Below are 11,858 nucleotides of genomic sequence, written 5' to 3' on the forward strand. Positions count from 1 at the left end.
CCGGGGCGCCGTGCCGGGGCGCCGTGCCGGGGCGCCGTGCCGGGGCGCCGTGCCGGGGCGCCGTGCCGGGGCGCCGTGCCGGGCGCGCGCAGCGACCTGGGAATCGGTCGTGCAGGCCCCCGTCCACGACGACTTGCGTCGCGCGGCGGAAAATCCATCTGAATACCCGTCGTGAATTCACGAGAATTCCAGCATTATCAAGCCGGGATATGGCTTCAAGTGGGGTGCGGGTCGAGCTATATTTGAATTGTTCCCGGAAGGTGGGGAATGGAAAGCCCGCCAATGGGTCTCCCTGAAAACAGATGACGGGTGGAGTGTGCCCAAAAGGGTGACCACCTCGACCAATCAATGAAAGGCCTTGAGTGATGACCAGTAATACCGCCATGCCCACGCCCCCTGGCCCCACCGGGCACCCGCCCGCCAGCCCCGCCGCGCCGAACTCCCCGGCCGCACCTGCGAACTCACCGCCCAGCGCGGGCGGCAAGGCGCGCCCGGGGGAACTGCGGACTTGGATCGCGAAGGTCCTCGCCGCGAACGCGGGGGTCCAGTTCAGCGTTACGGAGCTGGCCAGGGCGCTCGGGCATTCGGGCGGGGCGGTCGGCAACGCCTGCGAGACGCTGGTGAGCCGAGGTGAGGCGGAACGGGTCGGCTCCAAGCCCCGTATGTACCGGGCGACTTCGGCCACGGCCACCGCAGCGCAGCACGCGTTACCGCCTGCGCCTGCCCCGGTCGGCACGCGCACGGTGCCACGACCGGCAGCTCCGCAGGCTCCTGCGGCTGGGCCGCTGGGCGGGCGGCCGGAGCCGATCACCCGGCCGAACGGGCAGCAGTACCATCCCCGTTCACTGGCGCAACTGCCTGACGTCGAGGCACTGCAGCGCCTGCGCAAGGCGCAGGTGGCGGTGTTGCTGTACGGACCGCCGGGTACCGGCAAGACCTCCCTGATCGAAGCGGCCTTCCCGGACCTGATCACCGTCGCCGGGGACGGGGACACCACCGTCGGCGACCTGATCGGCGAGTACACCCAGAACGCGAACGGCGGCTACGAGTTCATCTACGGCCCCCTCGTGACCGCCATGCGCGAAGGCCGCGCCTTGCTCCTGGACGACGCGACCTTGATCTCCCCGAAGGTACTGGCAGCCCTGTACCCGGCCATGGACGGCCGCAGGCAGATCCAGGTCAAGGCACACAAAGGCGAGACGATCACCGCCGCCGACGGCTTCTACGTGATCGCCGGACACAACCCCGGCGTCCACGGGGCGGTACTCACCGAAGCCCTCGCATCCCGGTTCTCGGTGCAGATCCAGGTCGGCTCCGACTACGACCTGGCGGCCGCCTTGAAGATCAACCGGACAGCGGTGCGGATCGCCCGCCACCTGGCCACCGCCCAGCAGGCGGGCGAGGTCGGATGGGCACCGCAGCTACGCGAGCTGATTGCCTTTCAGAAGATCGCCGACGTGCTGGGCACCGAGGCCGCCTTCGCCAACCTGGTCGGCATCGCCCCTCTGGAGGACCGGGATGCGGTGGCGGAGATCGTCGCCAAGGCCGTCGGCCGCCCGGTCACCGCCCTGGCCCTGGGCCGCCAGCTCTGAGCCCGGGGCCCGCCCCGGTCACACTCCACCCAACCACTGAAAGGGACCGATCCGCCATGCCCGCACCCGCTCACGTCGCGCCCGCCCCGCCCACCCTGACCGAGGCCGAACGAGACCTCGCCCGTTGGGACGACGACGGCGGCCCCGCCTTCGAACCCCGCCCCGGCCCCCAAGACACGCACTGGCTGCGCATCGCTGCCGCCCTGGGGGAGCGGCTGCCCGAACTCGCCGAACGCGAGGACGTGATCGTCACCTGCGCCACGGGCACCCGCTCCGGCGCCCCGGCCGCCTTCTACCCGCGCACCGCCCAACTGGAGATCGACGCGGGACTGTTCGCCCCGCTCAACCCGGCCACCATCGACCCCACCCGGGTGGGCGATGAGGAGAACTACCCAGTCGCCTGGGGCGCGTTCACCCACGAAGCCGCGCACGCCCGCCACAGCGCCTGGGCCACGCCAGCGCCGCTGCGCGGCACCGCCCTGGATGCGGCAGCCCAACTCCTGGAGGAATCCAGGGCCGAACACGCTCACCTCCACCGCCGCCCAGGCGACCGCCGTTTCCTGCGGGCCGCCGTACACACCCTGGTCATGGCGGACTTCACCCATGAGACACCCACGGACCGCTGGCAGGCGGCGGCAGCGGCCGGGCTGATCCTCGCCCGACGCGACGCCGGAATCCTCGACCCGGATGAAACAGGACCCTTGGAGCACATCGTCACCAAGATCCTCGGCCAGGGCCTGCTGCAGACCCTCGCCCGCATCTGGACGGCTGCCCACACCACCGCCGACGAGGACGGGCACACGATGCTGGCGCACGCCGCAGCCTGGTGCCAGGCGCTCGGCGCCGACCCGAAAGGACCCGAACCGGCCCCCGACCCCACCGAGGGCCCAGGACAACTCGCCGAGGCCATCGGCAAGGTCGTCGGCGCAGTGGCAGCGAACGAGGCCGCACAGGCGGCGGCCCAGGCCCGCGTCGAGACGGCCCGCACGGCCCGGACACGGGAGAGGGCCGCGCAGGCGGCGCACGCGCGGCAGGCGGCGCAGACGGCCGAGAAGGTCTTCGCTCCCGGGGCCCGCCCCTTTACCCCCAGCAGCCAGCGGGACAAAGACCGCCGCGCCACCTCGCCGGTCACCGGCACACGGACGCCCACCCAGGCCGAGAAAGCGGCGGCCGGGCAACTCGCGCGGGCGCTGCGGGCGGCGGCCTACCGGGAACGAACGGTCACGGTCACGGCCTCGGCCGTCCCGCCCGGGCGCCTGAACATGCGGGGCGCCCTGGCGCGTGACGCGCAGAAGACGGCGGGCGCCATCCCAACAGCCCAGCCTTGGCTGCGCACCCGTCGCAGCCAAGGTCCCACCCCGCCGCTGCGTGTAGGCATCGCGGTGGATGTCTCCGGCTCGATGCGCGCCGCAGCCGCACCGATCGCCTCGGCCGCCTGGATCGTCGCCAAGGCCGCGGCCTTGACCGACCCCGACTCGCGCAGCGCCACCATCGCCTACCGCCGGTCCCTGACCGCGATCACCGCACCCGGCCGTGCCCCGACCAGGGTGACCGAGTTCGACGCGGACGGCGGTGGCCACAGCCTCGCCGAGACCATCGACGCCCTCACCGCCGGGCTCGACCTCACGACACCGGGGGCGGGCCGCCTGCTGGTGATCGCCTCCGACGGCTACTACCGGCCCGAGGAAGCCATCCCCGCCGCCGAACGCATCGCCGCCCTGCTCGCGGCGGGCTGCGCGGTGCTCTGGCTCGCGTTCGCCTCCGACCCCCGCCCCCTGCCCGGCACCACCCTCCTGGAACTCACCCACCCCGCCCAGGCCGCCGCAGCCATCGCCAAGGCCGCCACCGCCGCCCTCGCCACCCCCAACCCCTGACCCCAATGCCGTCCCGGCCTCGCTGGGGCGGAACCCCCTCAGCCCACGCGAGGCCTGCCCCCATGACGTCTCTCGCCGAACGCTCCCACGCCGCCACTATGTTCGACCGCCATACCACCGCCGTGAGCCCGCACGGCCGCTTCCGGGGTGAAGAGCAGGCTGGCACTGCGGTCATGCTGGCCGCCGCGACGTGCCCGAGACCGCTGAGAAGCCCGTCTTCCTCGCTCGTGCCCTGAACTACGACGACGAACCCTTTGAACTGCTCGGCCCCTGCCCGAATGCAGCGCCACAGGGCTTCGCGGAACCCTGGGGGACGTGCAGCGGTGCGTGGCTGGGGCGTATGCGGCGTGCGCGGCGGTGGATCTGGTGAAAGTGGTCCAGGGTGACCTCGGCGGTTGACGGTGACGTCAGATATTGAATCTCTCGGAGTGTTCGGAGTCTCGTCACGGATCGCCTTCGGATCATCCGCGCTTGCCGAGAGTCGGCAGGCCGCCCCACACCGTTCGTACACTGTGCCCGTGACGGGCCGACCGCTTGGCCGGCGTCCGATGATGCCGCTGGCCTCGGCCAGCGGCACTTGGCCTCGTGGCCGATGGCGACGTACCGGCGTACATCCTGGGTGTGGGGATAGTGCCGATCCGGGGCGGCGTGGAGTGTGCGGCAGATCTGCTGGACGCCGCGGTCGCTGATGAGCTGGTAGCGCGGGCCAGGTCCGAGGTTGAGGCAGAGTCGTCTGGCCCTGGTGGCGCTTGGGGTACGGCAGCCGGTCGAAGTGTCGACGTGCAGACCGATGGCCGGGTGGCGGGGTCCTCGGTGGTGGTGGGCCAGTTTGCGGGGTTGGCCGCATAGCCCAGGAGGGTGTGAGCCAACGGCCGTTGAGGGGGTCGAGGCGGGCGGCTGTTTCGAGACGGGCTGCCAGGTCGTCCGGGTCGAGGCCTGGCAGCGGCCGATGGGCGAGCTCGATCCGGACGCTGTCCGGTGTTGAGCCATTGGCACGGTACTGCTCGGCCTCGTCGGTGGTGAGGGCTTTCCAGTCGCCGTCGGGGACTACGGCGCCGTCGTCGTAGCCGGGCTCGTTGCCGGTCAGCCGCACCTGCGAGATGTCGCACGGGCCACGTTCGTCCAACGCGTCGAACATCAGCCGTGGACCCATGGACGCGTCTCCCGAGAGCAGGTGCGGGGCTACTTGCCGTCGAGGCCTTCGCCGCCGGTGACGTCCAGCTCGGCGACGAGCGCCTCGGCCATCCGGAGCGTCCGTGCCGTCGATGATGATGTTCTTGAGATAGGCGAGGCCGCGGAGTTGGGACAGGCCGTTGCCGCGAAGGCCCAGGCCTCGGTACCTCCCGCCGTCGAACTCGGTCAGCCGCAGGTCGCAGTCGTCGATCAGGGCGGCGCCCAGGTCGACGGAGGCGAAGGTGGTCTCGCGCAGCGAGCACTTGGAGAAGATCCCGGGCCCGACGGCCCGCACGCGAGTGAAGGTGCTGTAGTCGAGCTCCGCGGATGGCGCCCGCATGTGGGCCTTGCAGCCTCCGGGTACAGACGACGGCGCCCCCCGGCGTTCCGGTTTGGGAGTGGGGCGCCTGGTGCGCGCCGGTAAGGCGGCGTGCTTGCGGTTGAGCAGCATCCGGCGTACAGCGCAGAGTCCGGGAACGGCTGACGCTCGTCGAAGCGACCTCGGCGTTGACCGGTTGCGCTCTTGACCGGCTGCCAACCCAGGAGAAGCGTGGCGCAAGAAACCGCAACCGACTTGGTCCCGGAGGGCACCGTGGCGCTACGGTTCATCGGAATAGACCCGAACACGACCGGCGGCGGCTCGCCGACCGTGTGGGTCGACGAGGAGAAGCAGGAACTCGTGATCCAGGGATGGGTCCCCGCCGGGGCTCTGTCGGTGCAGATCAGCGAGACGGAATGGGTGCCCGGTCACGACACCGGCATCCCCGACCACGAGGCGGTTGTCCGCATTCCGGCGCGGATGGTGCCGATTCTCAGGGAGGCCTGCGATGCCGCAGAACGTACCGGACTTCGCTGAACTGCTGCGCTCTGCCCAACGCACCGCCGTCCACCTGGAGATGCGTGACCTTTACAGCGTCGGCGACGAGACCGCAGCGTTCGAGGCATTCCGGCGCAGCGGCACCGTGGACCTGGATCCTGACTCAGCGTCCTGGCAGGGGTGGACCCCGATCGTCCGGGAGGCGGTCGGCCGCGGGGTGGTGATGCGCCGGGCGCGGATCGTCTCCGAGCCGGTCACCGAATACATCCGGTGGGAACACGCCCTGACGGCGGTCAACATCGCGGTTGGTGAATCCGTCCGGTGGCTTCCGCGCCGGCGAGCTTCCGACATCGCTCTTCCAGGAAATGACCTGTGGCTGATCGACGACGAACGGGTCCTGTTCCACTGGTTCACCGGTGATGGCGACTGGGCCGGACACGCGTTCAACGACGAGCCTGCCGTGGTGAAGATGGTCAACGACGCGTTCGAGGAAGTGTGGGCTCGTGGCATCCCACACGAGACGTTCAAGGTCTGACTGAGGGCGGACTGCACAACATGGCCGCCTCTCCTTCGTCCAGCGCCCAGGCGGCCCGCGAAGCACTCGCCGTGCGCCTGACGCACCTTCGCAAGGATGCCTGTCTCAGCGGGAAGGAGCTTTCCGCCCGGTGCGGCTGGCATCCCGCGAAGACAACCCGCATCCAGAAAGGCGAAGCCGGTCCGACCGACGCCGATATCCGCGCTTGGTGCTCGGCCTGTGGCGCGGACGACCAGGCCGCCGACCTGATCGCCACCGCCCGCGCGGTCGATTCCATGTACATGGAATGGCGGCGCCTGCACCGCAACGGGATGCGAAAGGTCCAAGAAGACTTCTACACCCTGCACGAGCAGGCTGCCGTGTGCCGTGTCTACGCCTCCAATGGCGTGCCCGGATTCTTCCAAACCGCCGACTATGCCGCCGCGTTGATGCGGTCCATCACCCGCTTCCAAGGCACCCCCGACGACGTGACCGACGCCGTGGCCGCCAGGGTGGCCCGTAGCCGGTTCCTCTACGAGGGCAACCACCGCTTCGTCGTCCTTCTGGAAGAGTGGGTGTTGCGGGCCCGTATAGGCGACGCCGAGACGATGACGGGGCAGCTTCGGCACCTGCTTGAGGTGATGCCGCTGCCCTCCGTCTCCATCGGCGTGATCCCGTTCAGCGCGCAGCGCGCTATCTGGCCCCTCGAAGCCTTCTACCTCTTCGACGACCGGCACGTCGTGGTCGAGACCCTGACGGCCGAGATCAACATCCGTCAGCCACGCGAGATCACCGACTACCTCAAGGCGTTCCGGGAGCTGGGACAGGTGGCCGTCCACGGCACCCATGCCCGTCAGCTGCTCGAATCGGCGATCAACGATCTCGGGTAAACCTGCGCAATTATCCGCAACTTCGTTGAGCCTGAATTCGCATCCTCCTTACCGTCGTTGTTGTCGCCACCGGAACCGACCGGCGATCCGCAACCTCCGGCCCGGATACCAGGCGGCAACGCGCGGGCTCGTCCCCTACCCCCGTAGGCGACAGCCCTGCGCCTCGACCAAGTCCGCGAGCGCTGAGGCGGCGACGATGACGACGCGCAGCACGTCCCCGCCCCTGCCGGGGCTGGTGGACGTCCCCACCATCGATCGCGACCGGCTGACGGACAGGCAGCGCATAGCCCGCTCTTGCTGCTGGTGTGCCGGGACTGCGTCGCCTCGGCAGCCCGTCGGCGACCTGAACGGCTGCGCGTGCTGCGCGGGCATGTACGGCGTGCCGGAGACTGCGGACGTGGGCGGCGACGACGCATCGTTCCCGGCGCCGCGCTCGACCGCTGGACCGATGCGGACTGGAACGACTACCGGCAGCTCTTCGACGACGGCGAAGGATCGTGCGCCGCCATTGACGCGATCAACCGGCGCCGAGGGTGCAAGGAGCAGTCGTCTACCAGCGCGGCGGCGGACGCATCCTGGTGACCGCGCCGGCAGGTGGCGCCGAAGTCGGCGACCTGGTCTGCGACACCGCGCGCGGCGAGGAGGGTGTCCTGACGGACCTCTGCGCCGGGGTCCCGATCTTGCGCCCACGGTACGGCGCCGCTCTGACCGGCGAGTGGCCCACGACATGGGTAGCGGTCGAGCGCGTTGCCCGGCACGGCACTTGGTATGGACGCATGACCGGCCGTGCCGAACCGGGCAGGCACCGCCCTGGCCCGAGCGATGACGGCCAGCTGGCCGGTGTCCTGCTGCTGACGGCAAACGTGCTGGGGGCGTCGCTGGTCGTGACGCAGGCTCAGCAGGCCCGCGCCACGCCGCCTGGGATCGAGCGGCCGGACCGGGACACCGCCCACACGGCCGATCTGCACACCGGCAGGTAGACCGACCCGGGCGGGGACACTCCTGCATCGCCTCGCCAGCCCCTGCCCGAGGTGAACCACCGCACCAGCAAACCACGACATACGTCCTACGAAAGGAGCATGTCTTGGCCCTTCAGCTCCCGAAAACCGGGCTGGACTGGACCGCGCTGCGGAACTTCGCCGCACTGCGCGGGCAGCTCAGAGTCTCCCTGACCCCCAAGTGCAATGAAAAGTGCTGGTTCTGCCACAACGAGGGCGACGTCCCGCCGCCCTTCACCTACCTGCACCGCGATGCACGTCCCCGCTTGCGCGAGATGACCGCCGAGGACTCTCTGAACGTTCTCGGCGGCCTGATGAACGCGGGCTTGAAGCGGGTGTACTTCACCGGCGGCGAACCGCTCATGTCGCCCCTCGCGAGGCCGGTGCTCAGCCAGCTTCCCGACCACGGACCGGACACGACTTACACCCTGATCACGAACGGAACCCTGGTCCGTACGCACCAGGAATGGCTGTCGCAGACCGCCCTGGACAAGGTGAAGGTCTCCCTTCACTACTTCTCGGACGAGTCGCTGAAGGCCATCGCGAACACCCGCATCGGCATCGCGACCATCCTGGACGGGATCGAGGCTGCGCGCGAGATGTTCGAGCGGGTAGAGCTGAACACGCTGGTGCAGCGAGAGAACGAGCACGAGCTTCACGACATCCTGACCTTTGCGCTTGACCGGCGCATGCCCGTGCAGTTCATCGAACTGGTGGACACCGATTTCAACGCGGGCCGGAAGCGTTCCGCGATCGGCGTCCAGGGAATCATCGACCACCTTCGCACCCTGACCAGCGACGAGGAGATCGAAGTCTCCGGCGTCGGCCAGGGACGGCGCGTTTTCCGGATCGACGGCATCGAGATCGACGTCATCCATCGCGAACTCGGCCGACACCACGTCGGCCAGTGCGGGAGCTGCCCCGTCAAGCTCCAGTGCGTGGAAGGCTTCTGGTCCCTCCGCGTCGACCACGCCGGCGGGGTTCAGCCGTGCCTGCTGCGGGACGACCTCCGCATGGACATCCGCCCCCTGCTCGCCGAACCGGAGAAGATCCCCGCGGCCGTCGCCCGTCACATCACCGCCTTCACGGAAGGAACGCTGTGACCGACCTTCTCACTGCCCCGTACGCGCCTGCCGAGGCCGAGGACTATAGGGGCCCGTTCGTGGTCCTGGAGGGCATCTCCGGCGTCGGAAAGTCCACTCTCACGCGCCTGTTGGGCGAACGCCTGGACGCGGCGACACTCCACACCCTCCCCGAGCCTCACAGCAGCGTTTCCACGGCGGTGAACGACCAGCTCAAGGCTCTCCCGCAGTTCGCCTTCTACCTCTCCGGACTCCTGCACGCTTCCGACGTCATCCGTGACGCCCTTACCCGCGGCCCCGTCGTCGCCGACCGGTACGTCTCCTCCGTCCTGGCCTGCCACGCCGCCGTCCACAGCGCCGGTCTCGACCAGGTGAGCGCCCTCCTCGCCCCCTTCCGCCCCTACCTCATCACCCCCGACATCACGTTCTACCTCAGCACCTCGAACACCGAGCTGTCCAAGCGCATCCAGTCCAAGACGGACCTGAAGCAGGACGACACCGACCTCTTCGACGTCCCCGGGCGCCTGAGCGCTCTGCGGAAGAACTTCACAGCCGTCGCTCTGGTCGACCCCAGCGCGGTCCATCTCGACACCGACAACCGCAGCCCCGCAGCCCTAACCGAAGCGATCATCAAGCACCTGGAGGAGATCCGTGCTTAACCCGATCGACCACGACGCCGTTATCCGTGACGGCCGCGTCGCCGGGACCTTCCCCGACGAGATCCACCCGGGCGTCGCCTGGTGGATCGCCTCCTGCTTCATCGTGATGAGCCAGACCCGTGCGCTCGCGGTCGCCCACGACGGGCAGCCCACGACCGAGGACTTCCACCGCCGGTTCTGCCAGGGAGCGATCAACGCCAAGCACTACGCATGCCAGGTCGCCGACCTGGGCGCCGCCGACGAACCGACACTCCTGCGCGCGATGAAGCAGCTCGGAGACGTCCCAGGCGCGTGGCTGGCCACGGACGACACCGGGGGGCAGCAAGTCGTGGCCATCCGCCTCTACGACGCTGCCGGTCAGCCGGTTGACGAAGAGACCGGGCTCGCGAAGATCCGCAAGATGATCGCCGACGACCACGTGCCCATCCCGGTGAACGAAGGCGCCAAGGGCAGCGTCACCAACCGCCGGGATCTCGCGGGAGTCACCCCGTGATCAACGCTGCCGAGGTCATCAGCAGCGAGACCAGCATCCTCTTCATCACGCTGGACTCCCTTCGATACGACGTCGCGCGTGCGGCCTTGCACGCCGGTCAGACCCCGCACCTGGCCAGGTTCCTGCCCGACGGCCGGTGGGAGGAGCGGCAGACGCCCGGCACATTCACGCTGCCCGCGCACATGGCGTTCTTCTCCGGCTTTCTGCCCAGGCTCCCGCAGCCGGTACAGCCGCCACGACTGTGGGAGTGCCGTCCCCCCGCGTTCAAGACGGTCGGGCCCGAGACCTTCGTCTTCGACGCCCCGAACCTCCTGACCGGCCTGGCGCAGCACCGCTACCGCACTGTGTGCCTCGGCGGCGTGACCTACTTCTCGCGGGAGACCCCCTTGGGGACTGTGCTACCCGACATGTTCCACGAAGGCCCCTGGCGCCCGGAGTTCTGCTCGCCCGAGCCGGATTCCACCCGACACCAGGTCGAGCACGCCCTGTCCGTGGCGGAACAGCACCGCGACCGGCCGCTGTTCCTGTTCGTCAACGTCTCGGCCACCCACGTCCCCCATGGGCACTACGCGGGAGACAGCGAGGACTCCTGGAAGTCGCAGGCGGCCGCCCTGGCCTATGCGGCGGACACCTGGGTCGGCTCCTGACGGTGCTGACCAGGCAGCATCGCTGGCTCGTCATCATGTGCGCCGACCACGGAGACGCCTTCGGAGAAGGCGTCTACTGGGGACGTGGGATCGCTCACCCCGCCGTGTTGAACGTCCCGTTCGCCGCCAGGCTCCTCCCGGCGACGACTACGCTCGGGGACCATGACCGCAGCATCCGACCGGGGACCGACACGTGACGCTTCGGTCATCGTGGCCCGCAACGCGGGCGGCAACGTCGCCGTCCTGACCGCCGAGTTCGAGCAGCACGGCGGCGAGTACCTGTTCCTTCCTGGAGGGCGCCGGGAGCCCGGAGAATCGCCGGAAGACTGCGCACGGCGCGAGCTGTGCGAGGAAGCCGGCGTGACCGCGGAGACCTGGCTCCCTCTCGGCTCCTATGCCATCACCCTGCGATCCACCGCCCGCGTGCACCTGTTCCTGGCCGAACGGCTCACCCTCGGCCCGCAGCAGCTCACCCCGAGCGAAGAGCACTTCAAGCTCATGTGGTGGCCCATGCCCGAAGCGATCTATGCCGCCACGGAAGGCCGGTTCCTGCTTCAGGGCGGCCCGCTGGCCCTCCTGCTCGCCCGGCAGGCCATCTCAGCCTGACCGGAAGGGTGTGGCTGAGATGGCCTGCCGGGCCGGTGACGCCGGTCAGCGTCGGAAGTCCATTGGCACGACGTTGCCGCCGCGTGAGGCGATGTGATCGCGTAGAGCCTCGTTGTCGTGGTGAGGGGCTCCGATGACCGTCGCGGCGGCATCGAGCTTTCTGCTGAAGCTGGGTGCACTCCTGTGTCTTGGCCTTCCGCTTCCACTTGAGTTCGGTGATCTCAGCGTCGCGCTGGGACTCGCCGACCATGCCCGGCGACATAGGAGTTCCATTCGACCATGGCAGTGTGGGCCCGGTTCATGGCGGCCTGGCTGACGCCAGCTTCCCCGGTACAGATTCTCCTTGGTCAGCTTGCCGTCGGTGACCCGCGGTCGCCCTTCGATGCATCAAGGCCGAGTTGGACGAGTCTGGACCGGTCGTGGAGTTCAGTCGTGGACGGTGCCGTCCGTGTGCATGGTCGGGTGGATCTTTGTTGGGCCGTACTCGTCGTGGTCGGTGGGGCGCGGTGGTTC

11 protein-coding genes are annotated in these 11,858 nt (G+C 69.3%); all 11 read left to right on the forward strand.

Annotated elements, in window-relative coordinates:
• The first annotated feature begins 512 nt into the window (after positions 1 to 512).
• The 11 genes from IEY86_RS34905 to IEY86_RS34955 all read left to right on the forward strand — a co-directional run bounded on the left by IEY86_RS34905 (position 513) and on the right by IEY86_RS34955 (position 11,345).
• Positions 513 to 1,592, forward strand: coding sequence for an AAA family ATPase (locus tag IEY86_RS34905; protein ID WP_189135935.1), 1,080 nt, complete (start codon positions 513 to 515; stop codon positions 1,590 to 1,592).
• Positions 1,593 to 1,648: 56 nt separating this feature from the next.
• Entirely contained in the window at positions 1,649 to 3,466 is a 1,818-nt protein-coding gene (locus IEY86_RS34910) for a hypothetical protein (RefSeq protein WP_189135928.1), read from the forward strand.
• Between the two features lie 1,765 nt (positions 3,467 to 5,231).
• Positions 5,232 to 5,495 (forward strand): hypothetical protein, encoded by a 264-nt coding sequence (locus IEY86_RS34915; RefSeq protein WP_189135936.1) that lies wholly within the window; start codon positions 5,232 to 5,234, stop codon positions 5,493 to 5,495.
• A complete protein-coding gene (locus IEY86_RS34920; protein ID WP_189135929.1) occupies positions 5,467 to 5,991 on the forward strand; it encodes a DUF6879 family protein in 525 nt (174 codons plus the stop codon). Before IEY86_RS34915 ends, IEY86_RS34920 begins: the two co-directional genes overlap by 29 nt.
• A gap of 20 nt (positions 5,992 to 6,011) precedes the next feature.
• A complete protein-coding gene (locus IEY86_RS34925) occupies positions 6,012 to 6,860 on the forward strand; it encodes a helix-turn-helix domain-containing protein (protein ID WP_189135930.1) in 849 nt (282 codons plus the stop codon).
• 533 nt (positions 6,861 to 7,393) lie between these two features.
• Complete coding sequence (locus IEY86_RS34930; RefSeq protein WP_189135931.1) at positions 7,394 to 7,840, forward strand: hypothetical protein; 447 nt, start codon at positions 7,394 to 7,396, stop codon at positions 7,838 to 7,840.
• Between the two features lie 104 nt (positions 7,841 to 7,944).
• Positions 7,945 to 8,961 carry a radical SAM protein gene (locus tag IEY86_RS34935; protein WP_189135932.1) on the forward strand — a complete coding sequence of 339 codons (1,017 nt, stop codon included), beginning with the start codon at positions 7,945 to 7,947 and terminating at the stop codon, positions 8,959 to 8,961.
• Positions 8,958 to 9,599, forward strand: coding sequence for a dTMP kinase (locus IEY86_RS34940; RefSeq protein ID WP_229699044.1), 642 nt, complete (start codon positions 8,958 to 8,960; stop codon positions 9,597 to 9,599). Before IEY86_RS34935 ends, IEY86_RS34940 begins: the two co-directional genes overlap by 4 nt.
• A complete protein-coding gene (locus IEY86_RS34945; protein WP_189135933.1) occupies positions 9,592 to 10,092 on the forward strand; it encodes a phosphohexomutase domain-containing protein in 501 nt (166 codons plus the stop codon). The genes IEY86_RS34940 and IEY86_RS34945 overlap by 8 nt, the downstream gene beginning before the upstream one ends.
• Entirely contained in the window at positions 10,089 to 10,739 is a 651-nt protein-coding gene (locus IEY86_RS34950; protein WP_229699045.1) for an STM4013/SEN3800 family hydrolase, read from the forward strand. The genes IEY86_RS34945 and IEY86_RS34950 overlap by 4 nt, the downstream gene beginning before the upstream one ends.
• 162 nt (positions 10,740 to 10,901) lie before the next feature.
• Positions 10,902 to 11,345: an NUDIX hydrolase gene (locus tag IEY86_RS34955; RefSeq protein WP_189135934.1), complete on the forward strand. Its 444-nt coding sequence runs from the start codon at positions 10,902 to 10,904 to the stop codon at positions 11,343 to 11,345.
• The last annotated feature ends 513 nt before the right edge of the window (positions 11,346 to 11,858 follow it).

It is taken from the genome of Wenjunlia tyrosinilytica (genome assembly GCF_014646055.1).
Taxonomy (GTDB): domain Bacteria; phylum Actinomycetota; class Actinomycetes; order Streptomycetales; family Streptomycetaceae; genus Wenjunlia; species Wenjunlia tyrosinilytica.